Genomic DNA, 25,262 nt, shown 5'->3' with positions numbered 1-25,262 from the left:
TTCATTCACCTTCTCTCACTAAGACAGGTTTTTCATACGTATTTGCCAGTTTACGCATTTTCGCTTTTACCGCTTCAGGCGGCTCTACCTTTGGCGCGTCAGGATGAAGCAGCCACGATTTGACATAATGAGTATCAGATACCTTAAACATTGGCGGCTCCTGTTCAAAATCGATTTTCATCGCATAAGGGCTCCGCAGGGCAAAAGCATCTCCTTTTGGCGGGTTTGTCAAATCAGGCGGTGTGCCCGGAATGGCAGTCAGCTCTTCCTCTCCTGAACTTTCCAGTGTCGGCATGGATGCAAGAAGCCCCCAAGTGTACGGATGTCTCGGATCGTAGAAGATTTCGTCTACCGTACCGGTTTCTACAATCTGTCCCGCGTACATGACAGCGACCCGGTCAGCAACGTTAGCCACAACACCAAGATCGTGTGTGATAAAGATGATGGACGTGTCAATTTTCTTTTGCAAATCCTTCATTAATTCCAAAATTTGCGCTTGAATCGTTACATCAAGAGCAGTTGTCGGCTCATCGGCGATCAGAAGCTTCGGATTCGCTGCAAGCGCCATGGCAATGACAACCCGCTGCCTCATTCCGCCTGAAAATTCGTGCGGAAATTGGTTCACCCGCTTTTCCGGCATCGGGATACCGACTAATTCCAGCAGTTCAACCGCGCGTTTTTTAGCCGCTTCCTTCGAGATCTTTTCGTGTTTAAAAAGCACTTCCGTAATTTGTTTACCGACCTTCATCGTTGGATTTAAGGAGGTCATCGGATCCTGAAATATCATGCCGATCTCTTTTCCTCGGACATTTTGCATTTCTTTTTCGGACAGCGGCACCAGATCCTTCCCTTCAAACAGGATCTCACCGCGTTTGAAATAACCCGGAGGCATTGGAATCAGCTTCATAATCGCTTGAGAGGTTACACTTTTTCCGGAACCTGATTCTCCAACAATGGCCAGCGTCTCCCCTTTATCCAGATGGAAATTCACTCCGCGGATCGCCTGGACCTCTCCGCCATATGTTTTAAATGAAATTGCTAAATCTTTTACTTCTAATAGGCGTGTCACCCGTATCACTCCCTTATTTACGTAACTTAGGATCCAATGCGTCTCTTAATCCGTCGCCGACAACGTTGAAACCAAACATTGTAATGCAGATAAATCCGGCAGGGAAGAATAAACGCCACGGATAATAGGTCAATGCAGGCAATCCGTCAGAAGCCATCGTTCCCCAGCTTGCCAGCGGAGCCGGAACACCAAGTCCCAAATAGCTTAAAAAGGCTTCTGTGAAAATCGCAGTAGGAACTGTCAGTGTCATCGTGACCAAAATAGAACCCATTGCGTTTGGCACGATATGTTTAAACAGAAGACGGGATGTTTTTGCACCCAGTGTCTGTGAAGCAAGCACATACTCCTGATTCTTCAGCTGCAGCACTTGTCCGCGCACGATTCTGGCCATATTAATCCAGCCTGTAATCGTCATGGCAATAATAATCGTAAATAGACCTTTCGGAAGAACAACCATCAGTAAGATAACCATTAATAATGAAGGAACTGCCCAAAGGATATCAGCGATACGCATCATGATTTCGTCCGTTCTGCCTCCGCGGAAGCCTGAAATGCTCCCCCAAATGACGCCGATCAGCAAATCGAGAATAGCAGCTGCAACACCGATAAAGATTGAGATTCGAGCCCCTACCCATGTACGGACGAAAATGTCTCGTCCAAGATCATCTGTTCCGAACCAGTGATCTTTTGAAGGCGGCTTATCCGCATTTAAGAGATTAGTAGTTGAATAATCATACCTTGAGAACATCGGCGCAAAAATTGCCATAAGGATAATAAGTACGATAATGATAAGCCCGACCATTGCAAGCTTATTGCTGCGGAAGCGAAGCATCGCATCTTTCCAGAGGGAAAGGCTCTTTTTACTTATTTTTTCTGCATCGCCGGCATTCGCTGCGGCTGGTTCAAACATGTTTTTTGGAATGTTCTGCATGGCCTAGGCTCCTTTCTTTGCTTTGGAAAGCTTGATTCTTGGATCAATAATGCCGTATAACACATCTACGATTAATACACACAATAACAGGATGACACTGAAGAACACCGTTACACCCATAATGACCGTATAATCACGGTTTGTAATACTGTTGACGAAGTGTGCACCAAGCCCCGGGATCCCAAAAATGGTTTCAATAATGAAGCTCCCCGTTAAGACCTGTGCGGCCATCGGGCCCATATATGTAACAACCGGCAAAAGCGCGTTTCGAATGGCGTGCCGCACTGTAACCGCTGGGCGGGACAGCCCTTTCGCTTTCGCTGTGCGGATATAATCACTGTTTAACACTTCGATCATGCTTGAACGGGAAAGTCTGGCAATAAACGCCATCGGCATGGAAGCAAGTGCGATTGAAGGCAAAAAGGTGTATGCCCAGGAATCCCACCCCGCGACCGGAAACAGCCCAAGCTTCATGGAGAACACATATTGCAGAACAGCCGCCATGATAAAGCTCGGAACCGAAATACCAAATATCGTTAAAATCGCGACGGTATAATCCTGCCACTTATTATGGTAAAGGGCTGCAATGACCCCAAACAATACACCTAACGCTAAAGCGAGGAGAATAGCTTCTGCTCCAAGAGTAAATGAAACGGGGAAACCTGAACTGATCAGGTCGTTAACACTCTGACCTTTATATTTAAATGACGGTCCGAAATCCCACATTGCAACTGATTTCAAATAACTGACATATTGTACAAACAGCGGCTTGTCCAAGCCATAATGCGCATTTAAATTTGCTTCAATTTCAGGCGGAAGCTTTTTCTCACCTGAAAATGGCCCGCCCGGTGCTGCTTGCATTAAGAAGAATGTCACAGTTACAATCACAAATAGTGTGATAATCATATAGACTAAACGTCTTCCGATATATTTTAGCAAGGGGGAACACCTCCATGGTTTTTACATTTTTATACTCCATCAGTAAGAAAGGTATATGGGGCTTTTCTCCCCATATACCTTGAGGTCTTTTATTTTCAGACGTAGCCTTATTTAAAATATGCGTTTCTGAAATAAACCTCACCAGTACCTGGCATGATAACACCTTTTAGGTTTTCATCCTGTACCCAAGTATCAGTATAGAAATAGATTGGGGCAACCGGCATTTCATCAATGAAAATACCTTCTGCTTTTTTCAGCAGCTCTGCACGTTTTGTTTTATCTGTTTCAGTTTGTGACTGATTCAGAAGCTTTTTGAATTCTGGATTTTCCCAGCCTGTATCGTTATTTCCTCCGTTTTTGTCACGGAACAATTCAAGGAAGTTGATAGGATCATTGAAGTCGCCGAGCCAGCCCATACGGCCGATTTGATAATCTTGGCTGTGGAGCTTATCAATATAGACATTCCACTCTGAGTTATCAAGCTCAACATCAACGCCTAAATTTTTCTTCCACATTTCTTGTACTGCTTGAGCGATTTTCGCGTGTGCGTCGTCAGTGTTGTAAGACAATTTGATTTTTGGCAAATCAGATGCCTTGCTTAAGCCCATTTCTTTTAGGCCTTTATCAAGGTATTCTTTTGCTGTTTTGACATCATTGTCTTTGAAGTATCCTTCCTTGTTATCCTCAAATCCCTTCATTGTAGGCGGCACTGCAGCCATTGCCGGGATTTGCTCTCCTTGCGTAACGTTTTTAACAATCGACTGACGGTCAAGCGAATATGTTAAAGCTTTACGGATATTTACGTTGTCTAATGGCTTAGCTTCAGTGTTGAATTTGTACCAATACACACCTGCAATCGGCTCAACATGTAAAGAACCGTCTTTTTTCAAGGTCGGCAGGGATTCTGTCGGAAGCTGTCCGAGCGGCATACCGGCCCAATCAAGTTCGCCAGCTTGGAATTTTTTTAGTTCCGTATTGTTATTGTTGATCATAACCATATCGATTTTCTTCAGTTTGACTTTGTCTTTATCCCAATACTGGTCATTTTTTTCGAGAGTAATAGAGCCGCTGTGTTTCCATGCCGTCATTTTGAACGGCCCGTTTGATACATAATCATCTCCGGCATTTGTATTCCACTTTTTATTTTTCTCTGCAATTTTCTTATTGATCGGCATATACGTATAGAACGCAGTTAATTCAGTGAAATATGGAGTCGGGTTATTTAATTCAACCTTCAGCGTTTTGTCATTCACAGCTTTTACTGCCACATCGTCTAGGCTGCCTTTTCCGGTATTCGCCGCTTCAGCACCTTTTATGTAGTAGAGCTGGTAAGCGTATTGTGATTCATTATTAGGGTCAAGCGCCCATTTCCAAGCATATTCAAAATCTTGTGCAGTTACAGGGTCTCCATTAGACCATTTCACACCATCACGAATGGTAAATGTATATGTCTTTCCGTCCTTGCTCGTTTCAATTTTAGAAGCCATGCCTTCTTCAGGCTCACCATCTGCATTGATACGTGTCAATCCTTCAAAAGTCTGACGGATAACACCGCCTGATACTGAATCATTTGCCAATCCCGGATGTAAGGAGAACGGCTCAGTTTTAATATTAATGTTAAGTGTCGTCTTTCCTTTACTGTCCTTTTTCCCTTCACCGTTTGATCCGCTGCCGCCAAAGCCGCACGCGCTCAGCACGAGAGTGAAAATGAGCATCAACGTGACAATCGACCAACGTTTTTTCATATTCGCAAACCCCCTAATAATAATTTTCAGCTCCTTACGGCTAAATCCTCAGAAATATCAGACAAATGAACCTGAGTTTCCACAACTTTTATTCTGTTCCGTCTTTTCTGATTATTTTTGTAAAAAAGCTGTAACAATAGAGTGAACAAGTTCATTATAATGAAACAAATAATTTATTGCAATATTATTTTATCAATTTAAAATATTTAAACTTCGTTAGTTTTTCTTCCATGAACATAATATCCTTCTACCATTTAAAGCATAAATTGATTAAAAACTTTTTCATGTGTTTTCTGCCCATATTGCTTTTTACATATAATATCTGCCTGTTTTTACGCTGATAGCAGTTATCATTTAAGGATTTTACAGCACTCGTGTTATTTATATTATTACAATTTTACTGGAAAAAAGAATGTTTTTTCATGATGACAATTGGTTATAATTGATTTATAATGAAGCAATCAAAAGAAAAGCTTGCTATGAAAAAGAGTAGTACACGTTTCACCTGTTTGAAGAGAGTCTGCGGTGCTGGGAGCAGATAACGGGCAATGTGGAATGGACTTTGGAGCAGCTGACCGAACTGGAAAAAAGTAGGCTCAGCCGGAGCAGTCTCCGTTACAAACGTCAGAGTGATTCCATTTTAATGGAATAATCAGGGTGGTACCACGGTTCATTCGTCCCTTTTTTACAGGGGAAGAATGAGCCTTTTTTATTATGTTTTAAGAAATGAGGTTGATGTTTTCATGAAACAAACGATTTTTTCAGGCATTCAGCCAAGCGGCTCAGTGACGCTCGGCAACTATATCGGTGCAATGAAGCAGTTTGTCGAACTGCAGCATGATTATAACAGCTATTTTTGCATCGTGGACCAGCATGCGATAACTGTTCCTCAAGACCGGCTTGAGCTTAGAAAGAATATCCGCAATCTCGCAGCGCTTTACTTAGCTGTCGGACTTGATCCAGAAAAAGCAACATTGTTTATTCAATCAGAGGTCCCCGCGCATGCGCAGGCCGGATGGATGATGCAGTGTGTCGCATATATCGGCGAGCTTGAGCGGATGACTCAATTTAAGGACAAATCCAAAGGCAATGAAGCTGTCGTCTCCGGCCTGTTAACATATCCGCCGCTAATGGCCGCTGATATTCTGCTGTACGGAACGGATCTTGTGCCTGTCGGTGAGGATCAAAAGCAGCACCTTGAGCTGACGCGGAATCTCGCAGAACGCTTCAACAAAAAATACAACGACATCTTCACGATTCCGGAAGTGAAAATTCCAAAAGTCGGTGCACGCATCATGTCTCTGAATGATCCGCTGAAGAAGATGAGCAAATCTGATCCGAACCAGAAAGCTTATATTACCCTGCTGGATGAGCCGAAGCAGCTTGAAAAGAAAATCAAAAGCGCTGTAACGGATTCTGAAGGCATTGTCAAATTTGATAAGGAAAACAAACCGGGCGTTTCAAACCTTCTTACAATTTATTCAATCCTCGGCAATACGACAATTGAAGAGCTTGAAGCAAAATACGAAGGAAAAGGCTACGGCGAGTTTAAAGGTGATTTGGCAGAAGTCGTGGTGAACGCATTAAAACCGATCCAGGACCGCTATTATGAGCTCATAGAATCTGAAGAATTAGACCGGATTCTTGATGAAGGCGCGGAACGAGCGAACCGGACAGCAAACAAAATGCTGAAAAAAATGGAGAATGCCATGGGTCTTGGAAGAAAAAGACGCTAATCAAAAAACCGCTCTTTGCAAAGAGCGGTTTTTTTCAGTTGACCTTTGATTCGTTTTCCATTTCCCAAAGCTTTTCGAAAAAAGGCTGTCCTTTTATTAGGTTTTCGCAAAAAGCTAGGTGTTTGTCCGACCAGCCTTCAATTGTTTCGTTATACAGCATGTCCCAAATCTCTTCAAAGCTCATCCTTTTGATTTGTTCATACATATGCGGATTCCACTCTGTGTACCAGTAGCCAATTTCCGCTCGGTTTTTCAGCCCTTTTAATTGGTCAAGCGCCATAAACATCAGCTGCTTAATTTGCCGTTCTTTTCTTGTCAGTCCTCTGACATGTTCTGGTGCTAATGATAAGATGTGATATTCCTTGGAGGATTCCAGCTTCTTTGGCTCAAATTCATATGTTTCAGGCTCTACATCTTTTACCATTTCATAAACGAGCTGCTCCTGTCTTGGGATTAGACGGCTTTTTCTGACAGGGATCGTGTAGCCGATCGTGTCAACAGCTAAAATGCCGATTCCGTCTGTTACGACAAAACAATACTCAAGCTTTGTCCGCTCATGATTTTTTCGAATGTACGATTTCTGATGTACGTCTTCAAGCAAACCTTTCGGAAGCTCTGACAAATCGTTTTCTATGTAATGAAACAGTACTGACGGCACCCTTAACAGCGGCACCTGATCCAAAAGCTCAACCGTATCTTCCTTGCGCCATTCGTGAAAGTGGCATACATTGTAGCCATTTTCTTCCCCTTCAAACCAATTGACCCACACATCATGAAGAAATAACATCTCTAACCCCTCACTTTTATAAAAACTGTTGTCCACAGTATAGGCAAGGGATAGAGAAATTATTCCAAAGAGATTGAGGAAATCTGGAATCACTGGGTTTATGTAAGAATCATAAAAAGCAGATCTCTTTGTATATTTTCTGACAAAAGGAGACCTGCTTTTTTCTGATTTGGTGATATTTTATCACAGATATGATATTCATTTTTATTTAATATTTTTCGGGTCAAGCGCATCCCGCAGGCCATCACCGACAAAGTTGAAGCATAAAACGGTCATTAAAATAAATAGCCCGGGAAATAACGGGTACCACCATGCTTGAATCATTAATGTAAAGTTTTGAGCATCCTGAAGCATGTTTCCCCAGCTAGCAATTGGCGGCTGGATACCGAAACCCAAATAGCTTAGCGTTGATTCAGCTAGAATGACACTGCCTACTTTTAGAGTAGCGGAAACAATAATTGGCCCAATACAATTCGGCAATATATGCGAAAAAATAATTTTGTGATTTTTTGTGCCTATTGTTTTAGCAGCCAATACAAATTCCCTTGACCTTAGAGATAAAAACTCACCTCTGACTAGTCTCGCTGTTGTAGTCCAGCCCGTCAAAGAAAAAATCAAAATTAACTTATCCATTCCGGGTTGAAAAATTGTAACCAAGGTAATAAGCAGAAAAATATCAGGAATAGATAAGACTACGTCGACAGCCCTCATTAATACAGCATCTACTATTCCTTTAAAGTACCCTGCTACAGCTCCAACAACCGTACCTATAGTAATCGCACCAATTACGGAAGCAAAACCGACTAATAAAGACACACGAGCTCCATATAACACCCTTGTAAATATATCTCGCCCAAACTTATCCGTTCCCATTAGATTTTTAGGGCTTGGCGGCTTCAGTTTGTTTAAAAGTGATTGACTCTCAGGTGAGTAAGGCGCAATAAAAGGGGCAAAGACTGCCATTAAAATAATAACTGTTAATATGATACCCCCAACAACAGCAAGCTTATTTTTGAAAAATTTCTCAAAAAAGATCCTAGTCATTGTTTCTGGTTTTTTTCCAATATTTTCTTTTAGCTTTACCTCATTAGAGGGAGCCGCAGTGTTTGGATGTGCCATATGTGTCTCCCCCTTTTAATATTCAATTCTCGGATCAACTAATGCATACAAAATATCTGCAATCAAGTTCCCCAGTACAACCAACACAGCAGAAATCACAGTCATGGCCATAATAACCGGATAATCTCGAGAGAATGCCGAATCAATAAATAACTTTCCTAATCCTGGCCAAGTAAAAATCTGTTCCACCACGACCGCACCGCCAATAAATGACGGAATCATCAATCCGAAAATTGTAATAACAGGAAGCAGGCCATTTCTCAAACCATGTTTGAAAATCACTTTATTTTCTTTGAATCCTTTGGCTCGAGCTGTTCTTATATAATCTTGCTTTAATACATCAAGCATACTTGATCTTGTATAACGAGTAATACCTGCCATATCCGCAGTTGCTAAAACAAACGCAGGTAAAATTAAATGATGGAGCCTATCAAAAATGTTAAAGTCAGCGTTTAAAGTGCCGACACCTCCCGTAGGAAACCAACCGAGATTTACGGAAAGAACCATAATAAGAATTAATCCGAACCAGAAATTTGGTATTGCCAGCCCCAAAAATGACGTGACGGTTATACCATAGTCAAGCTTAGAATAAGGGCGTTTTGCAGAAAGAACACCGAAAGGAATTGAAATCAGAAGAGCAACAAGAGTTGAAAAAACCATAAGCACCAGAGTATTTGGCAAACGTGAAAGGATTAGATCGGAAACTGGTGTCCCCTTTTTCACAATAGATGTCCCAAAGTCGCCTTGGAGCATGTTCCCAAGCCATTTTAAGTACTGAACAGGTTCTGGATCATTGAGCCCGTACTTTTCAATAAATTTGGCTCTGTCAGCTTGGCTGATTGTCGGATCCATCATAAGTGACATCGGATCACCTGGTGCCGCTTTCATTATCGCAAATGATAAAATTGTAATGCCCAAAAGAATTGGCAGAGACATTAATGTTCGACGAACAATATATGTAACCATATTCTTGTCCCCTTTTCTAAAATAGGATAAAGAGGAAAGGATGCATAATCCTCACCTCTCTAGGGATTTAACTATTATTGTTCAAGCCACCATTTTTCAATATGATATAAGTCATTTTTCGGATGGAATACATATCCATGCATGTTTGTCGGGATTGCCCTATGATAATTGTAATAAAACAGGAATGAATAAGGCTGGTCCTCAGCAATCAATTTATAGATTTCTTCATATTTTTTCTGATATTCTTCTCTGTTTGTAATTGACTTTGCCTCAACCAAAAGTTTATCAACCTCAGGGTTTTTGTACCAAATATTGTTCAATCCATTTTTAGACTGACTTGAATGGAAGATCGTGTATTGGTCAGGGAACGTAGCTAGACTCCATCCGAGCAACAATGCATCATAATCCCAATTTGGTGGATTTGTCTGTTCGATTAGAGCACTAAATTCCACAATTTGCGGTTTTGCTTCAATTCCTACTTCTTTAAGTTGCTGCTGAACAACAACTGCTAAATCCTCCCGAATCTTATTACCCTGGTTAGTTTTAATGGTAAATGAGAATTTTTTTCCGTCCTTATCAAGGTAACCGTCTCCATCTGTATCTTTCCATCCTGCTTCTCCCAAGAGCTTTTTAGCTTTTTTAGGATTGTAATCAAATGTAGGTACATCACCTTTTGGATAGTTCCAAGAAAGCGGACTTTCAGGAACGTTTGCAACTTTACCATCACCATTTAACACCTGATCTACCATTGCTTTTCGATCAAGCGCATACGTAAGAGCTTGGCGGACTTTTTTGTCTTTAAATAATTCGTTTTTTTCATTCCATCCAATATAGCTGTAGTTCAAACCAAGATCTGATTTAACTTGAACATTATCAAATGTTTTAACTGTCTCAATGTCTGTGCCCGGTACAACAAAGAAGTCAATATCCCCAGCTTTTAACTGAGCAACAGCGGCATTAGAATCAGGAATCGTCTTAACTGTCACTGTATCTAAATATGGTCTTCCGCCATAATAGTCATCATTTGCTTCAAGTTTTACATAATCGCCCTTCTTCCATTCAACAAACTTGAATGGACCCGAACCAATTGGATTCTTCCTGTTAAATTCATTTTCGCCTAAATCTGCAACTGGCACTTTCCCTAAAATGTGTTTAGGCAGAATACCGTAACTGCCTAAAACAACATTGTAAAAATACGCATCCTTTTTCTTTAATTTAAATTCAATTTCATAATCACCTTTTTTTGTAACAGATTTTAGTGATTCAAAACCAGAACCGCGTTCACCATTATAGTCCTTGTTTAAAGGGATGCTATAAGTGAAAACAACGTCATCGGCTGTAAGTTCTTTTCCATCATGGAATTTTACACCTTTTCTAATTTTGACATCATAAGTCAGGCCATCTTTGGATTCCGTTACTTTCTCAGCTAAAGCAGGTTTCACATTTAGTTTTTCATCCGTTTCTAATAATGTACTATAGATCATCCCTTCAATATCTGAACTGGAAACGTCTGTAGAATAGAGTGGATTAAACAACGTTGGCTCCCCAGTAGAACCAACAACCAAATCCCCGCCTTGCTGCGGTTTGCCTGCTGATTTTTTCTCACTGCTGCTGCTCGATTTTGAGCCCGAACAGGCTGATAAAAAGATGGCCAGGACCATCAATACACTTAGCATCATCAGTGCGGTTTTCCGTCTTTTCATTAGATATTCCCCCTCTTGAAATGTTCGTTCTTCTCAGCTGTTGTTTATGTAGTGTGCATACCCCCTCTCAAAGCTGTGCGGGCAACATTAGCTATAAAGGTGACAAGCCACAAAGTGGCTGGGAGCAGCTTCTTTAAATTCTGGTATTTGTTCCTTGCATATCGGTTTTGCAACAGGACATCTTGTGTGGAATACGCAGCCTTTTGGCGGGTTGGCCGGACTAGGCAGTTCTCCCTTCAGGACAATGCGTTCACGTTTGACAGAACCTCTTTTTCTTGTAACCGGAACGGAGGATAAAAGCGCTTGGGTATATGGGTGAAGCGGGTTGTCATAAAGCTCATGCTTGCCGGTCAGTTCCATCATTTTGCCAAGATACATTACTCCGACTCTGTCGCTGATATGGCGGACGACACTCAGATCATGAGAGATAAATAGATACGTAAGATTAAATTCTTCCTGTAATTCCTCCATCAAGTTAATCACTTGGGCCTGAATGGATACATCAAGTGCGGAAACCGGCTCATCTGCAATGATCAGCTCTGGATTCAAAGTGAGTGCTCTGGCAATGCCGATCCGCTGACGCTGGCCGCCTGAAAACTCATGGGGATAACGGCCGGCAAACGACGGGTGAAGCCCTACTCTTGCAAGCAGCTCTTCAACTTTTTCGTTTCGTTCACGCATGGTATACATGTTGTGCGTATTAAACGGCTCCTTTATGATGGAACGCAGGGTCTTTCTCGGGTTTAACGAAGCAAATGGATCTTGGAAAACCATTTGAATATTTTTGCGGACACTCTTCCGCAGCTTCTCCTCTGACAGATTGGAAATATCCTGCCCTTTAAAAAGAATTTGGCCCTCTGTCGGTTTGTACAGTCTGATCATCGTTCTGCCGGCAGTCGATTTTCCGCAGCCCGACTCTCCAACGATTCCGAGTGTTTCTCCTTTTTTTAACGAAAATGAAACACCATCCACCGCTTTTACATCACCGACTTTTCTTTGAAAAAGGCCTGACCGGATCGGAAAGTATTTTTTTACGTCACGAAGCTCTAAGATTGTTTCTTGATTAGCTGCTGTCATGATTGTTCGGCACCCTCTTCCTCATATAAAAAGCATCTCACCGTTCTTCCGCTTTTGTGTGTCAAAAGCGAAGGCTGATTTGTCCAGCACTTATCCATAGCTTTCGGGCACCTTGGGGCAAAACGGCACCCCGGCGGCAGATTATCCGGTGTAGGCACACTGCCTTTAATCGCATTTAATTTATCAATCTCTCCATCTATAACAGGAATTGACGTAAGCAGGCCTTCTGTATACGGATGAAGCGGTTCTAAAAATAAGTCATCAACAGTGGCGTTTTCTACGACTTGTCCGCAGTACATGACAATCACTCTATCGGCAGCTTCAGACACGACACCTAAGTCGTGTGTGATGAGAAGAATCGATGTATTGAACTTCTGACAGAGATCTTTCATGAGCTCCAGCACCTGGGCTTGTATTGTCACGTCCAGCGCTGTCGTTGGTTCATCAGCAATGAGCAGTTTAGGATTACAGCTCAGTGCGATGGCAATCATCACCCTCTGTCTCATACCGCCGGACAGCCGATGCGGGTACTCCTTCATAATTTGCTCCGCCCGGGAGAAACCGACCATCTGCAAGAGTTCAACAGCTCGTTGACGGGCTTCTTTTTTCTTCATGTTTTTATGGTAAATCAGCACTTCGGTAATTTGTTCTCCGATTGTTAACACCGGATTAAGGGAGGTCATTGGTTCCTGAAAGATCATGGATACTTCGTTACCGCGGATTTTGCAATAATCGTTTTCAGTGAATGAGGTGAGGTCTTTGTCTTCGAGTTTAATAGAGCCGTCCATGATTTTTCCGCCTGAGCTTTGGACGAGGCCCATAATTGATAAAGAAGTAATGCTTTTTCCGGAGCCCGATTCACCTACAAGCGCGACGGTTTCGCCTTTGCTGATGTGAAAATCGACTCCGTCAACCGCAGGGATCGGCTCCTTTTTCCTGAAAAAATAAGTCTTTAAATTATTCACTTCTAAAAGTGTGCTCATGCTAGCTCCCCTTTCCCCCCTCTTGTTGTCAAACGTTTTCAAGAGAAAGCAATCCCTTTATTCAGAAATAATAAATAATATTGAATTATCGAAAAATTTTATAGTTGTATATTATTACAATCATTTTGCAAAATCAAGAATTTTTTAGGATAAATGTAATATTATTAATGAAATTCCATTATTTTATCCTTTTAAAGCATTGCATCCAAAAAGGTCTCAGCAGGAATGGACAGCCCGTCTGCGGTGCTTGCCTTGCTGGCGGTTAAATATTTTTTTACAATATTGAATCCAACTGCGTATCCAAGCATTTTTGGCTGATATCCTTTGCCGAATAACAGCTGGGGAAATAATCGATTATCCCGTTTGATATCCCGATGGGGCGCAATCTTTTTTTCATATAAAGCCTGAAGCTGTTCCGGTGTATACCAAGTCGTCCATTCAGCCGTTTGACTTCGGCCGAACCTCTCATAAACAGCATATTCCGCCAGCCCTTCCATGATGATTGTATCAAGTAATGTGACATCCTTTTCCTCTTTTGTCAGATGACCTAACCGGCAAACGTGATGATACTCATGCGTCATAAGGGCAGATACCGACCCAAAATCTAAATCTGACGAAAGAAAAAGGAACATTTTGTCTTGAAAGGCGAGTCCTGATTTTGATCCGAATTCTAAACGGATTCTCCTGTTTCGTTCATCAACCGGCAGCGTAACAATTGGTACATCAGGACCTTGCCATTTGTTTTTGAGGTACTGTTCTTCCTTTTGGATATGTCCGTAAAAACCTTTTTCCTTCAGCTTGGAAACCGTCTGAATACCCTCTTTTATGTTTTTAAACATCCCATGATGCTGAAGATGCCCCAGAATGCCCTTCCAGTTCTTTTTCTCCGCACCTGAAAAAAGCGGGATAATGTAATGCGCCAAATCATCTATTGAACCGGCCTTCCTGAGCCAGCTATATGTTTGTTCTACACTCATGTGATCGCCTCCTCTTTTAATCCTATGCACACAAAAAAAACCGGCTACCCTTTAAGGGCAGCCGGTTTGGCTTGATTATGATTGATATTTTTTAAAGATTAATGTTGCGTTGTGTCCGCCGAATCCTAATGAGTTGCTGAGAACATAATTAAGTTCCTGTCTGCGGGCTTCATCAGGCACATAATCCAAATCACATTCTTCGTCAGGTGTTTGAATATTGATTGTCGGCGGAATCACGCCTTCTTTAATGGCCAGGATAGAGAAAATGGCTTCAATACCGCCGGCTGCTCCTAAGAGGTGGCCTGTCATCGATTTTGTAGAGCTTACCGCAAGTTTATGCGCATGCTCGCCAAAAACGGTCTTAATCGCCATTGTTTCGTATTTGTCGTTGTAATACGTGCTTGTCCCGTGAGCATTGATGTAATCAATTTCTTCAGGTGCAATGCCTGCATCTTTAATGGCTTCTTGCATCGCTCTCGCTCCGCCTTCACCGTCTTGGGCCGGCGCTGTGATATGATAAGCGTCTCCGGTTGAGCCGTAGCCGACAATTTCTCCGTAAATTTTAGCGCCGCGGGCCAGGGCATGCTCAAGTTCTTCAAGAACGATAATCCCTGCACCTTCCCCCATGACAAAGCCATCACGGTTTTTATCAAACGGGCGGCTCGCTGTTTTCGGATCTGGATTAGTAGACAGCGCTTTGTTGGCACTAAAGCCGGCGAATGACATTCTTGTCAGCGGCGCTTCTGTTCCGCCTGTGACCATCACGTCTGCATCACCGCGCTGAATAACCTTAAACGCGTCACCGATGGAGTTCGTTCCTGTAGCACATGCTGTAACCGTACAAGAGTTCACCCCTTTTGCTCCTAATGCAATAGAAATCTGGCCTGTCGCCATGTCAGGAATCATCATTGGCACGAAAAACGGGCTTACCCGTCTTGGGCCTTTTGTTAAGAAGATTTCAAATTGAGACTCTAGTGTTTCAAGTCCTCCGATACCGGAGCCTACCCAAACACCGACTCTCGGCGCGATCTCATCGGTAATGTTAAGATCTGCATCTTCAACCGCCATTTTCGCAGCCACAACCGCATATTGTGTAAAGCGGTCCATTTTTCTGGCTTCTTTTTTATCCATATAATCTTCAACATTAAAATCTTTTAATTCAGCGGCAACTTTTGCCGGATATTCTTCAGCGTCAACACGAGTGATCGGACCGATTCCGGACACACCGTTGATTGCGTTATTCCAACTTGTATCGACGTCGTTGCCAAGTGGAGATAATGCTCCAAGTCCTGTAACAACTACTCTTTTTTTAGTCATCTTGTGTGCACCTCACCTTTTTTTATCGGCCCCAGCGGATTGCAATGGCGCCCCATGTTAGTCCTCCGCCGAACCCTACCATAACGACCACATCGCCGTCTTTGATTTTACCGGCTTCCAATTCTTCTACAAGAGAGATCGGAATGGATGCGGCAGAAGTATTTCCATATTTATGAACAGTTTTAGACATCTTTTCGACAGGAAGCTCTAAACGCTCGCGAGCAGCTTCCATGATACGGATGTTCGCCTGATGCGGAATCAAAAAGTCGACATCCTCTTTTGAAAGTCCGGCTTTTTCAATGACATTTACGCATGATTCTCCCATTTGGCGGACTGCAAATTTGAAAACTTCTCGTCCATTCATGATTGTATGTCGTTTTTCATTCAGATACAAGTGCTGACCGCCTGTGCCGTCGGCTCCTAGTTCAAATGAAAGGATTCCTCTGTCATCACTGACTGGCCCGACTACCGCAGCGCCTGCTCCGTCTCCAAACAGAACGGCTGTATTGCGGTCTTCCCAGTCGGTAATGCTTGAGAGCTTCTCTACACCAACAACTAGAACATGCTTGTAGGTTCCGGATTCAATAAATTGTTTACCGGTTACAACCCCGTACATGAAGCCCGCACAAGCCGCGCTGATATCCATAGCACACGCTTTCTTCGCGCCGAGTTGTTCTTGAATCATACAAGAGACCGTAGGGAATGACTGATCAGGTGTAACAGTTGCAACCAAGATCATATCCAGATCCTCAGCAGCCACTTCAGCTTGTTCCAGCGCATTTTTCGCTGCTGCAACAGCCATATGTGATGAAAACACATCATCTGCTGCGATTCTTCTTTCTTCTATTCCTGTTCTTGTACGAATCCACTCGTCAGAAGTTTCAACCATTTTTTCAAGATCATGATTTGTTAAAACCTTCTCAGGAATGTAACGTCCAACACCAAGTATTCCAGCTTTCATTAGGGAAGACTCCTTTATATCTTAAATTTAGAAGATCAATCAGGTTGTGATCAATTATTAGTATCAGGTACTAATTCTATCCTATTTTTTTTCACATGGCAATATATTCGTCTAAACTATCAGTTCATCTTACTCATAGAGTATGGTATATGGAAAGGAGGCGTATGCAGTTGGATGTGTTTTCAAGAATGATGTTCGGCGATGCAGCAAAACCAACAGAAGAGAAGGAGGAGGAACAGCAAGAGGAAGTTTCTCAGGTTTCTCAGACAAACGACGAAGAGACGATTAATTACATGCATATTATGGACCAAATCGGTTCAATTATGAACTCTCTTGATCAAATCAAGCCCGCTTTAAAGGAGCTTGCGCCCATGCTCTCCGCTATTAAAAAGAAAATCATGTGAAAAGCTACTTTCAAAAAAGTGGCTTCTTCTTATTCTGTTTCAGATTTAGCGTCAGACTTGCCAAGCTCATAAGCTTCCGCCATTACCGTTGTAAATAGATTCATAAACGGCTGGATGGCCTCCATTGAGAGCTCAATGCCTGATTTCTCAAGCTGTTCTTTCGCTTCAGGGAGATATTTCATGGCAATTTGCAAGAATTCAAGTGATTTTTCGTGCTGCATGTGACGTCACTCCATTACTCGTTTTTTGGCAGCTCGCCTGTTTTGTTGTATGTTTTGATCAGCTTGGCGATTCTTTGCTGAAAGTCTTGATCGACGAGCGGGCTGAATGTTCCCATCTCAACGACTCCCGTGTTCAGGTCGTAGTAATGATCGCCGCCCTCAAGGGTGCCTTTATTAAATTGTTCAGCAATGATTTCATAGGCCTTGTCCACATTTTGCACCGTGCTGGTTAATACGGTATTCTCGCCCAGATCCGATTGATCTGTGACGTAGCCTATGGCATAAAGACCGTCTTTTTTGATTTGCTGAATAACAGGAACATTATACCCGTCTCCGGCGGGATACACAACATCCGCGCCTTCGTTCTTCATTTTCTGATAAAGCTTTACTGCTGTTGTATCATCATCCCAATGATCCGTATATTTCGTATTTACCTCTATATCCGGATTTTCATACTTGGCCCCTTTGATAAAACCGTCAACCTCAGGCTGCCACGTAAAGGAAGCAATTACACCGACCTGATTCGTTTTCGACATATGGGCAGCAGTCATTCCTCCAAAAAAGCCCATTGCTTCCCCGCTAAAATGGACACTTGTTACATTATCAGCTTTCGCTTTCGCATTGGAAATGACGAATTCCATATCTGGATAATCTTCGCCGACCAAGTTAAACACCTCAGCATATTCACTCCCATGGCCGTAGAGCAGATTGACGCCCCTCTTATGAAAATCCTCAATCGCATTTATGATATCTTCTTCTGTTTTAACGCCTTCTTTATAATAGACGTCCACATTGTATTTGGATTGTATATTCAGTAATCCTTTATACCCTTTTGTGCCCCATACGAGGTCATTAATCGTATCAGGAAAGAGCATGCCGACCTTCTCAATTTTTCCTTTGAACGGAGTTTGTCCACATCCACTCAATAAAAGGAGGACAGAAAAGATCATGACAAGCCTTGTGATCAAGTCATGTTCAACTCCTTTTGACAAGCTATAACATGTATTATTTTTATACGTTTATTGTATCTAGAAAACTCGAAACATGGAAGGTTTTTCTTAATATTTGTCGAAAATTGATGAAAATTGTCTTTTCCACTCGATAATTTTTGTTTTTGCTTCTTCTTTTGAGGTTTTCTCTGTGACTTGCAATTCAAAAAGCTGATCTTTGCTATGACGGCTTGGTTCTAACAGGAATCTCAGCAACTCGTCAGCCACGTCGTTTGTGTAATAGCCGTCTTCCTCTGTTTCTTCTTTCCATGGCCCGTACATTTTCGGCAGGATCACGGTTTTTTCCGAGCCTGTTTTTTCACGTTTATCCCATTCTTTTCGGTCTTCTTCATATACTAAAATATAAGGAGAATCATATTGGTCTAAAGGCAAAAAACTTCCGAACTGGATACAAATTGTATCATAATTTTGGTCTCCAATGTGTTCAAGCTGGCGAAAGAGTTCATTTCTCCCAAGCCACATGAGTCTTTCTTCTAAGTACATTTGTCTCATTTTATCTTCTGTTTCCGCCAGAACAACGTCAACATGTATGCCTTCATCCATCATTCGCTCACATAATGAAAGGCCGAAAAATTCGTCCGCACCTACAATCAGCGTTGATTCCATTGCATCTGCCGCCCTTCCGGTTTTTCATTTCCCAAAACAAAACAGCCTCCGCAAAAGAGAAGGCTGTTGTCATTATATTCTCTATAATTCTTTTTCATGACTATGAAAGAATTTGCAAATTGATGCATAAATTCTGCTTGGATGCTCAAATAAATGAAATGTCATGTCGACCGGTGAGCCTTGCTTTTGCTGTTTTTCCTTGAAAACTTCCGCATGTACGCTGTAGGGATATGGAGCTCCGGTCATACGCTGCCATATATGAACCGGTACGCCGCTCGGGTAGCTTTGAATTGTTTTATAACGAATCGCTTCCGCTTCTTTTTCAGAAATTCCGTAGCTTTTCGATACTTCTTTCAAAAATTGCTTATAGAAAAATTTATTTTCTTTTTCCGATTCATAATGTGCCTGAAGATCGAGACAAGGATTCAACATTGCGGCTGAGCGGATATGATCCGGGGAAAAACGAAGCAGTTCATCGGCCACGAGAGCACCCATGCCTTCTGCTAAAATATGAATCTTCGGATTGAGGATTTCCTGCTTCAGCACAGAATGTATCAGCTGTTTGGCATAGGTGACTGCTTTTTCCGCCCCCCAATGCCTTCCGAACAGATTGCTGTTAAAAAGAGTGTATCCTTCATTCATCAACATGCTCAGAAGCTGATTTCTGCCATAATGCTGCTGCCAAAAGCTTGAATCATGTCCGACAAAGTGGGTTCTGTCCCCCAAGATAAAGATGCCGAAGCCGTTCGGGCGATAGGGCAGATGAATGACATTATGCTCCGTTCCCAGTTGAAAGTATCTTTCCGTTATTCCCATCGCTTGCCCGCCTCCTTTCACACTTCATCTCACGCTATCTTATGTAAATAGAAAAGAAACGAATAAGGTAAAGTCCTAGCCTTTTACATTTTTGGCTATTATACTGATTGACGTTTTATATTTTACCATTAAAGTGTGACGAATCAGACTCTTTTGTCACCTCACTTTCTGCTAAAATTGGATTCCCCCTTCGCTTTTTGTATGGTATGATAACTTTTAGAATAGAATGAGAAGGACGAGGTGGAAACGTGCGATATATTATTGCCTTTATTTGGACGTTCCTTTTATCACATATGGCATGCTACTTGGTTGCAAGCATGAACAGCGTTACGTATAATTTCAAAACATCATCTGTCATTGCTGTTGTACTGTATGTCTTAATCATGGTTTTAGCAGAAATCATGCCTATGAACAAAAATGCAAGCCAGCATTAAAAAGCCAAAAACCCAAAACATTTATTGTTTTGGGTTTTTTAGTGGTCACGGCTTTCTTTTGTAGGTCCACAGCCGGTTGTGGTTTGATGTTTCGGGGAACATTTCCCCTGCTGACAGATGGACCTTTTGAGGGTTTTTAACCATGCTCCCTGTCTCGCCGATTTCTACGTAGACACCGTTATTAGGCGCTTTCTGTCCGGGCCGGAATTGGTGCTGCTGTCCCACTGTTTTTCCTCCTTTTCCTTTTTGCTGTAGTATGCGCCTAAGCGGCTGTGAATATGTTGCCATCAAAAAAACTGCTGAGTTTGGCTCAGCAGTTTTTTGATGATTCCCCTTTATATAAAATGGCCTTCAGCAGTGCTTTTTGCACATGAAGACGGTTTTCCGCCTGCTGGAACACTGCAGAGTTCGGCCCGTCAATAATCTCCGCAGTCACTTCTTCCTCGCGATGCGCAGGGAGACAATGTAAAAATGTATAGTCAGGCTTGGCATGGCTGACCAGCGCCGCATTCACCTGATAAGGCGCAAAGACAGCAAGACGTTCTTGCTCTTCCGCTTCCTGCCCCATGCTTGTAAACACATCAGAATAAATCACGTCCGCGTCTTTTACAGCTTCAATCGGATCATCTGTCAGCGTGACAGAAGAGCCGGATTGAAGTGCATATGTCTTTGCCGCTTCAGCTGCTTCATCTAACACTTCATATCCCTTTGGTGAAGCGATCGAGATATCACAGCCCATTTTCGCGCAGCCGATCATCAAGGAGTGCGCCACGTTATTTCCGTCACCGATGTACGCGACTTTTACGCCTTTAAGCTTCCCTTTTATCTCCTTAATCGTCAAGAGATCCGCCAGCGCCTGGCATGGGTGGTATTTATCGGTAAGTCCATTGATCACCGGAATGTCAGCTTCTTTGGCAAGTTCCTCCACCTTTTCATGTTCAAAGGTCCGGATCATGATGGCATCCACATAGCCTGACAGCACTTTTGCCGTATCAGCGACAGTCTCACCGCGCCCCAGCTGCAGATCTTTCTGGCTTAGAAAGAGGGCGCTCCCGCCCAGCTGCGCCATGCCCGCTTCAAATGAAACACGGGTCCGCGTTGATGATTTTTCAAAAATCATCGCCAAGGTTTTGCCATGGAATATAGGCTGAATTTTGTTTTGTTTCAGCTCACCGGCTTCTGCGAGCAAGGCGTTTATATCTTCTTCACTAAGGTCCTTTAACGTTAATAAATCTTTTCCGTATAAACTGGTTTGCGTCACTGTGTGCATGATGCCACTTCCTTTTTATAGAGGTCTTTGAGAGATACAGGCTGCGGATGGCCTGAACCGCTTTGTAAAAACGCCCGCACAGTTTCTTCTTCTGTAAAGACGGGGATGCCGTGCGTCATGGCTTCCAAACGTTCTTTGCGTGCTTCTTCAGAACCGCTCAGATTAATGTGGAGCGAGTTTCCTTCCTGTTCCATCCATGAGGCAAATGTTCCTTCATGTATTGTAAAACCTGCGTTTTCTGCTAACTCCTTCACATCTTCCGGAACGTTTTGCAAATAAATGCTTCCTTTTTGACTCCAGACTCTTGTATAGATTTTTTTCAAGGCGCTGTTAGAATCATATGCGACACACATGCCTTCTCCCGTTGATTTCATTTCCGGTCCAAGCTTGACATCCACATCCTGGATCGCATGAGAAGAAAAAACAGGGAACTTCACGGCAACTCCATGATGATTTTGAACTGCCGGATTTAGATCTTTTAAGGACGCTCCCGCCAGCAGACGTGTGGCGAGCGGAATCATCGGAACGCCCATTACTTTGCTGACGACAGGAACCGTGCGGCTCGCTCTCGGATTCACTTCAAGAACGAGTATGTTTCCATTGTCGATCACAAATTGAATGTTCATGATGCCTTTAAATGAAAGTTTTCGGGCAATTTTTTGTGCCGCATCTTTCATGCCCTGCTGCAGCCCGCTCGTGATGGACGGTCCGGGAAGAATGGCAAAACTGTCCCCTGAATGGACACCTGCCCGTTCAATATGCTCGGTATATGTCGGGATAAAGACTTCCTCGCCGTCGGAAATCAAATCAATTTCGACTTCCTTTCCAGACACATACTGATCAATTAAAATCGGGTATGGCATGCTGTCCTCATCATTCAGCAGCTGAGAAAGCTGGGCTTGCGAGTCAACAATGATCATGCCCATTCCGCCGATAACGTAAGATGGGCGGATTAACACCGGATAGCCGATCTCACTCGCTTTTGAAGCGGCTTCTTCTTTTGTATAAGCAATTTCTCCTTTTGCGTGCTTCAATCCCAGCTCGTCAAGAAGCTGATAAAATTGATCCCGATCCTCTAACACGTCGAGCGTTTGAAATGATGTGCCAAGAAGAGTAATGCCGGCTTTTTCGAGCGCTTCAGCAGCATTGATTGCAGTTTGACCGCCAAATTGCACAATTGCAAAATCAATATTTTCCTGCTCCGCCACGTTTACAATATGCTCCGTTGTCATCGGTTCAAAATACAGGCGGTCCGCAATTTCATAATCGGTGCTGACAGTTTCCGGGTTATTGTTAATCATGATGGTTTCGAACCCAAGCTCTTGCAGTGTCAGCACACCGTGAACAGCACTGTAATCAAATTCAACGCCTTGGCCGATCCGAATCGGGCCTGATCCGATAATGAGCGCGCGTTTTTTCTCTTTGCGGCTGATGTCTCCATCGGTCTCTCCGAAATATGTGGAGTAAAAATAGTTTGTTTTCGCATCAAACTCTGCCGCGCATGTATCTACGATTTTAAAGGAAGGCGTAATGCCCATCTCCTTGCGAAGCGCGCGCACCTCTTCTTCTGTTTTGCTGATCAGCGAGGCAATCGTTGCGTCTGAGAATCCCTTTTCCTTTGCTTTCTTCAATAATTCAAAAGAGAGATCGCTCCCTGCTTCCATCAGGCGGTTTTCCAATTTGATGATGTTGTCAAAGGTATGAAGGAAAAACGGATCAATTTTTGTTTTTTCATGGATGTCATCAATCGAGACGCTGCGGCTCAACAGCTCCATGACAACGAAAAATCTGCGGTCATCCGGAGTGATTGCCAAATCCCATAGCGTATCAATTGACAACCCGCTGAGCTCTGGAAGGTGTGTCCCGATATTTTTTAATTCAAGCGACGCGGCTGCCTTTTGTATCGCCGCTTCTAAATTCCGTTCAATCGCCATCACTTCACCGGTGGCTTTCATTTTTGTGCCAAGCTTGCGGTCTGCGTTTTTGAATTTATCAAACGGCCAGCGCGGAAATTTGACGATCACATAATCCAGTGCCGGTTCAAAGCTTGCGTAAGTCGAGCCTGTGAGCGGATTTTTCAGCTCGTCAAGAGTGTATCCGACTGCCAGTTTCGCGGCCATCTTCGCAATCGGATAACCGGTCGCTTTAGATGCGAGAGCCGATGACCGGCTTACACGCGGATTCACTTCAATGACGTAATATTGCTTGCTGAATGGATCAAGCGCGAATTGAATGTTGCAGCCGCCTACAACATCAAGTGCTGAGATGATCGTCAGACTTGCTGTCCGCAGCATTTGATAGTCTTCGTCTGTCAATGTTTGTGACGGCGCCACAACGATAGAGTCACCTGTATGCACGCCGACCGGATCGATATTTTCCATATTGCAGACGGTAATGCATGTGTTATTGCTGTCACGCATGACTTCATATTCAATTTCTTTAAAGCCGGCAATGCTTTTTTCGACAAGGCATTGATTGATCGGGCTTGCTAATAGCGCCTGCTTAATCATAGCTGTAAAGGCTTCTTTATCAGGGGCGATTCCTCCGCCCTTTCCGCCTAATGTGTAAGCTGGTCTGATAATAACAGGAAAACCGATGGATTCCGCAAAATGGAGGGCATCGGCCTCGTTATCAACAATTTCACTCTCCGGCACAGGCTGTTTTAATTCATTCATTAACGAACGGAATTTTTCCCGGTCCTCTCCTTTTTGTATCGTTTCAACGGATGTGCCGAGGAGTTTGACGCCGTGCTCTTTTAAAACACCCGTTTCTTCAAGCTCCACCGCTAAATTCAACGCGGTCTGACCGCCTAAATTGGCAAGAAGCCCATCAGGCCGTTCTTTCTTAATGATGGCTGTCAGGCTTTCTGCTGTCAGAGGCTCAAAATAAATTTCATCAGCGAAGGCTTCATCAGTCATAATTGTCGCCGGATTGCTGTTGACGAGAATTACCCGGTAGCCCTCCTCCTTCAGCGCGATGCACCCTTGAGTGCCTGAATAATCAAATTCTGCCGCCTGCCCGATGATGATCGGGCCTGAGCCAATTACTAATATGCTTGAAATACTGGTGTCTTTAGGCATGCGCGATTTCTCTCCTTGCTGGTATCACATTCTTTAGATAATCATCAAAAATCCATTCGCTTTCCGCAGGTCCGGGATGGGCTTCCGGGTGGAATTGAACACTCATGACAGGCAGTTTTTTATGGGCAAGCCCTTCAACTGACGTATCATTGACATGATGAAACCTGATGGTGAGCTCTTCTTCATTAATCGACTGTTCATCAACCACATAGCTGTGGTTTTGGCTTGTCATAAAGACCCGTTTCGTCTTACGGTCGATGACCGGATGATTAGCTCCCCTGTGCCCGAATGGCAGCTTAAAAGTATTCCCTCCAAACGCGAGCGCGATCAGCTGATGTCCGAGACAAATGCCTAGAGTGGGAAAGCGGCTGATGATGCTTTTGATCTTTCCTAAATATGGCTGAATGGCTTTCGGATCTCCAGGTCCGTTCGATAGCACAATTCCATCGGGTTTGATGTTGTATACGGCCTCCATTTGCTGGTATGGCACCACGGTAACCTTGCAGCCTCGTTTGACAAGTGATGATGCGATTGACTTTTTATAGCCAAAATCAATGAGAGCGATATGTTTATTCCCGTCGCCGAATGTGCTGATTTCCTGGGCGGAAGCCTGCTCTGCCACATTCTCTGGTTGAAGGGCAATCTCAGCTCCTTCTTTAGAGGCTGTGACTGTCGCACCCATCGTCCCGTTTGCCCGGATTTTCTTCACGACAGCCCTCGTATCAACATGGGTTAACAGCGGAATATTCCATTTCTGTAGATACTCCTTGAGGCTGTATACCGCTTCATAATGAGAAAAGTGATCACACGCCTCATAGACAACCGCGGCTTTTACTTGCGGTTTCTTGCTTTCAAAATCCTTTTCATTTATGCCGTAGTTGCCAATCAGCGGGTAGGTAAATACAATAATCTGTCCCTTATATGATGGATCTGTCAGCACTTCCTGGTAGCCTGTCATTCCTGTGAAAAAAACAGCTTCTCCCGTGCAGTTTTCATGACCGTCCAGCTCGCCGCTGAACGATGTCCCATCTTCTAACACTAAATAACCTTCCATCTAACAGCCCACCTCTTGATGAATAATTAATTATAAAAATGAATTTTTATGCCTTTA

General features: G+C 43.2%; 24 protein-coding genes and 1 other annotated feature. Of the genes, 3 read left to right on the top strand and 21 right to left on the bottom strand.

The genetic code is table 11. The annotated features are described in order from the left end of the window. Window position 1: 1 nt before the first annotated feature. The 4 genes from oppD to oppA all read right to left on the bottom strand — a co-directional run bounded on the left by oppD (window position 2) and on the right by oppA (window position 4,684). Entirely contained in the window at window positions 2-1,078 is a 1,077-nt protein-coding gene (gene oppD, locus MKY10_RS06125; RefSeq protein WP_015252358.1) for an oligopeptide ABC transporter ATP-binding protein OppD, read from the bottom strand. A gap of 4 nt (window positions 1,079-1,082) precedes the next feature. Continuing rightward, window positions 1,083-2,000: an oligopeptide ABC transporter permease OppC gene (oppC, locus tag MKY10_RS06120; protein WP_015252359.1), complete on the bottom strand. Its 918-nt coding sequence runs from the start codon at window positions 1,998-2,000 to the stop codon at window positions 1,083-1,085. Between the two features lie 3 nt (window positions 2,001-2,003). Continuing rightward, entirely contained in the window at window positions 2,004-2,939 is a 936-nt protein-coding gene (gene oppB, locus MKY10_RS06115; RefSeq protein ID WP_003245554.1) for an oligopeptide ABC transporter permease OppB, read from the bottom strand. Window positions 2,940-3,046: 107 nt separating this feature from the next. Then, window positions 3,047-4,684, bottom strand: a complete 1,638-nt coding sequence (gene oppA, locus MKY10_RS06110) for an oligopeptide ABC transporter substrate-binding protein OppA (protein ID WP_015252360.1) — start codon at window positions 4,682-4,684, stop codon at window positions 3,047-3,049. Window positions 4,685-5,154: 470 nt separating this feature from the next. Continuing rightward, window positions 5,155-5,369, top strand: a binding site (T-box leader). A gap of 58 nt (window positions 5,370-5,427) precedes the next feature. Between oppA and trpS the strand changes: the two genes are divergently transcribed. Then, window positions 5,428-6,420 (top strand): tryptophan--tRNA ligase, encoded by a 993-nt coding sequence (gene trpS / locus MKY10_RS06105; protein WP_003245134.1) that lies wholly within the window; start codon window positions 5,428-5,430, stop codon window positions 6,418-6,420. A 34-nt stretch (window positions 6,421-6,454) separates the two neighbouring features. Here the strand turns inward: trpS and MKY10_RS06100 are convergent, their stop codons facing one another. The 9 genes from MKY10_RS06100 to fabH form a co-directional block, all read right to left on the bottom strand. Beyond that, on the bottom strand, window positions 6,455-7,207 hold the full coding sequence (locus MKY10_RS06100) for a YjbA family protein (RefSeq protein ID WP_003239298.1): 753 nt from the start codon (window positions 7,205-7,207) through the stop codon (window positions 6,455-6,457). 204 nt (window positions 7,208-7,411) lie between these two features. Continuing rightward, window positions 7,412-8,326 (bottom strand): oligopeptide ABC transporter permease, encoded by a 915-nt coding sequence (gene opp4C / locus MKY10_RS06095; protein WP_114523659.1) that lies wholly within the window; start codon window positions 8,324-8,326, stop codon window positions 7,412-7,414. Between the two features lie 15 nt (window positions 8,327-8,341). Continuing rightward, window positions 8,342-9,292, bottom strand: a complete 951-nt coding sequence (locus MKY10_RS06090; RefSeq protein ID WP_015252362.1) for an ABC transporter permease — start codon at window positions 9,290-9,292, stop codon at window positions 8,342-8,344. A gap of 74 nt (window positions 9,293-9,366) precedes the next feature. Next, on the bottom strand, window positions 9,367-10,995 hold the full coding sequence (locus MKY10_RS06085; RefSeq protein WP_015252363.1) for a peptide-binding protein: 1,629 nt from the start codon (window positions 10,993-10,995) through the stop codon (window positions 9,367-9,369). 87 nt (window positions 10,996-11,082) lie between these two features. Continuing rightward, entirely contained in the window at window positions 11,083-12,072 is a 990-nt protein-coding gene (gene appF / locus MKY10_RS06080) for an oligopeptide ABC transporter ATP-binding protein AppF (RefSeq protein WP_003232964.1), read from the bottom strand. Then, complete coding sequence (appD, locus tag MKY10_RS06075) at window positions 12,069-13,055, bottom strand: oligopeptide ABC transporter ATP-binding protein AppD (protein ID WP_003232965.1); 987 nt, start codon at window positions 13,053-13,055, stop codon at window positions 12,069-12,071. The genes appF and appD overlap by 4 nt, the downstream gene beginning before the upstream one ends. Before the next feature lie 191 nt (window positions 13,056-13,246). Continuing rightward, on the bottom strand, window positions 13,247-14,032 hold the full coding sequence (locus tag MKY10_RS06070; protein WP_003232967.1) for a DUF2268 domain-containing protein: 786 nt from the start codon (window positions 14,030-14,032) through the stop codon (window positions 13,247-13,249). 75 nt (window positions 14,033-14,107) lie between these two features. Then, window positions 14,108-15,349: a beta-ketoacyl-ACP synthase II gene (gene fabF, locus MKY10_RS06065; RefSeq protein WP_003244890.1), complete on the bottom strand. Its 1,242-nt coding sequence runs from the start codon at window positions 15,347-15,349 to the stop codon at window positions 14,108-14,110. A gap of 22 nt (window positions 15,350-15,371) precedes the next feature. Next, the gene (fabH, locus tag MKY10_RS06060) at window positions 15,372-16,310 is read right to left on the bottom strand and encodes a beta-ketoacyl-ACP synthase III (protein ID WP_003232971.1); all 939 of its coding nucleotides are present in this window, start codon (window positions 16,308-16,310) and stop codon (window positions 15,372-15,374) included. Window positions 16,311-16,474: 164 nt separating this feature from the next. Here fabH and yjzB point away from each other — a divergent pair, with 164 nt between their 5' ends. After that, a complete protein-coding gene (gene yjzB, locus MKY10_RS06055) occupies window positions 16,475-16,714 on the top strand; it encodes a spore coat protein YjzB (protein WP_003232972.1) in 240 nt (79 codons plus the stop codon). Between the two features lie 29 nt (window positions 16,715-16,743). Here the strand turns inward: yjzB and comZ are convergent, their stop codons facing one another. The 4 genes from comZ to MKY10_RS06035 all read right to left on the bottom strand — a co-directional run bounded on the left by comZ (window position 16,744) and on the right by MKY10_RS06035 (window position 19,367). Next, the gene (gene comZ / locus MKY10_RS06050; RefSeq protein ID WP_003224559.1) at window positions 16,744-16,935 is read right to left on the bottom strand and encodes a ComG operon transcriptional repressor ComZ; all 192 of its coding nucleotides are present in this window, start codon (window positions 16,933-16,935) and stop codon (window positions 16,744-16,746) included. Between the two features lie 14 nt (window positions 16,936-16,949). Beyond that, complete coding sequence (med, locus tag MKY10_RS06045; RefSeq protein ID WP_003245494.1) at window positions 16,950-17,903, bottom strand: transcriptional regulator Med; 954 nt, start codon at window positions 17,901-17,903, stop codon at window positions 16,950-16,952. Between the two features lie 90 nt (window positions 17,904-17,993). Then, window positions 17,994-18,551 (bottom strand): hypothetical protein, encoded by a 558-nt coding sequence (locus MKY10_RS06040; RefSeq protein ID WP_003232974.1) that lies wholly within the window; start codon window positions 18,549-18,551, stop codon window positions 17,994-17,996. A gap of 81 nt (window positions 18,552-18,632) precedes the next feature. Then, window positions 18,633-19,367, bottom strand: coding sequence for a hypothetical protein (locus MKY10_RS06035; protein WP_003245223.1), 735 nt, complete (start codon window positions 19,365-19,367; stop codon window positions 18,633-18,635). A 248-nt stretch (window positions 19,368-19,615) separates the two neighbouring features. Here MKY10_RS06035 and MKY10_RS06030 point away from each other — a divergent pair, with 248 nt between their 5' ends. After that, window positions 19,616-19,801, top strand: coding sequence for a DUF2929 domain-containing protein (locus MKY10_RS06030; RefSeq protein ID WP_003245236.1), 186 nt, complete (start codon window positions 19,616-19,618; stop codon window positions 19,799-19,801). 45 nt (window positions 19,802-19,846) lie between these two features. Here MKY10_RS06030 and MKY10_RS06025 read toward each other — a convergent pair whose 3' ends face one another. From MKY10_RS06025 to MKY10_RS06010, 4 genes are all read right to left on the bottom strand, one after another. Then, complete coding sequence (locus tag MKY10_RS06025; RefSeq protein WP_003245356.1) at window positions 19,847-20,026, bottom strand: YjzC family protein; 180 nt, start codon at window positions 20,024-20,026, stop codon at window positions 19,847-19,849. A gap of 85 nt (window positions 20,027-20,111) precedes the next feature. Further along, on the bottom strand, window positions 20,112-21,071 hold the full coding sequence (gene argF, locus MKY10_RS06020) for an ornithine carbamoyltransferase (RefSeq protein ID WP_003232980.1): 960 nt from the start codon (window positions 21,069-21,071) through the stop codon (window positions 20,112-20,114). Beyond that, a complete protein-coding gene (locus MKY10_RS06015; RefSeq protein ID WP_003232982.1) occupies window positions 21,059-24,151 on the bottom strand; it encodes a carbamoyl phosphate synthase large subunit in 3,093 nt (1,030 codons plus the stop codon). The genes argF and MKY10_RS06015 overlap by 13 nt, the downstream gene beginning before the upstream one ends. Next, window positions 24,144-25,205 (bottom strand): carbamoyl phosphate synthase small subunit, encoded by a 1,062-nt coding sequence (locus MKY10_RS06010; protein ID WP_003232984.1) that lies wholly within the window; start codon window positions 25,203-25,205, stop codon window positions 24,144-24,146. The genes MKY10_RS06015 and MKY10_RS06010 overlap by 8 nt, the downstream gene beginning before the upstream one ends. Window positions 25,206-25,262: the final 57 nt, after the last annotated feature.

This window comes from Bacillus sp. FSL P4-0290 (genome assembly GCF_037975435.1).
Classification (GTDB): Bacteria; Bacillota; Bacilli; order Bacillales; family Bacillaceae; genus Bacillus; species Bacillus subtilis.
Note: the sequence above shows the minus strand (reverse complement) of the source record. Positions and strands in the feature narration are given on the sequence as shown.

What these genes read in the sequence shown, in the direction of transcription:
- appF (WP_003232964.1), bottom strand. Translation starts at nt 12,072, where the DNA reads ATGACAGCAGCTAATCAAGAAACAATCTTAGAGCTTCGTGACGTAAAA.
- MKY10_RS06085 (WP_015252363.1), bottom strand. Translation starts at nt 10,995, where the DNA reads ATGAAAAGACGGAAAACCGCACTGATGATGCTAAGTGTATTGATGGTC.
- trpS (WP_003245134.1), top strand. Translation starts at nt 5,428, where the DNA reads ATGAAACAAACGATTTTTTCAGGCATTCAGCCAAGCGGCTCAGTGACG.
- appD (WP_003232965.1), bottom strand. Translation starts at nt 13,055, where the DNA reads ATGAGCACACTTTTAGAAGTGAATAATTTAAAGACTTATTTTTTCAGG.
- oppA (WP_015252360.1), bottom strand. Translation starts at nt 4,684, where the DNA reads ATGAAAAAACGTTGGTCGATTGTCACGTTGATGCTCATTTTCACTCTC.
- MKY10_RS06090 (WP_015252362.1), bottom strand. Translation starts at nt 9,292, where the DNA reads ATGGTTACATATATTGTTCGTCGAACATTAATGTCTCTGCCAATTCTT.
- fabH (WP_003232971.1), bottom strand. Translation starts at nt 16,310, where the DNA reads ATGAAAGCTGGAATACTTGGTGTTGGACGTTACATTCCTGAGAAGGTT.
- yjzB (WP_003232972.1), top strand. Translation starts at nt 16,475, where the DNA reads ATGCAGTTGGATGTGTTTTCAAGAATGATGTTCGGCGATGCAGCAAAA.
- fabF (WP_003244890.1), bottom strand. Translation starts at nt 15,349, where the DNA reads ATGACTAAAAAAAGAGTAGTTGTTACAGGACTTGGAGCATTATCTCCA.
- MKY10_RS06100 (WP_003239298.1), bottom strand. Translation starts at nt 7,207, where the DNA reads ATGTTATTTCTTCATGATGTGTGGGTCAATTGGTTTGAAGGGGAAGAA.
- MKY10_RS06035 (WP_003245223.1), bottom strand. Translation starts at nt 19,367, where the DNA reads ATGGGAATAACGGAAAGATACTTTCAACTGGGAACGGAGCATAATGTC.
- comZ (WP_003224559.1), bottom strand. Translation starts at nt 16,935, where the DNA reads ATGCAGCACGAAAAATCACTTGAATTCTTGCAAATTGCCATGAAATAT.
- oppC (WP_015252359.1), bottom strand. Translation starts at nt 2,000, where the DNA reads ATGCAGAACATTCCAAAAAACATGTTTGAACCAGCCGCAGCGAATGCC.
- MKY10_RS06010 (WP_003232984.1), bottom strand. Translation starts at nt 25,205, where the DNA reads ATGGAAGGTTATTTAGTGTTAGAAGATGGGACATCGTTCAGCGGCGAG.
- MKY10_RS06015 (WP_003232982.1), bottom strand. Translation starts at nt 24,151, where the DNA reads ATGCCTAAAGACACCAGTATTTCAAGCATATTAGTAATTGGCTCAGGC.
- opp4C (WP_114523659.1), bottom strand. Translation starts at nt 8,326, where the DNA reads ATGGCACATCCAAACACTGCGGCTCCCTCTAATGAGGTAAAGCTAAAA.
- MKY10_RS06040 (WP_003232974.1), bottom strand. Translation starts at nt 18,551, where the DNA reads ATGGAATCAACGCTGATTGTAGGTGCGGACGAATTTTTCGGCCTTTCA.
- MKY10_RS06070 (WP_003232967.1), bottom strand. Translation starts at nt 14,032, where the DNA reads ATGAGTGTAGAACAAACATATAGCTGGCTCAGGAAGGCCGGTTCAATA.
- argF (WP_003232980.1), bottom strand. Translation starts at nt 21,071, where the DNA reads ATGCACACAGTGACGCAAACCAGTTTATACGGAAAAGATTTATTAACG.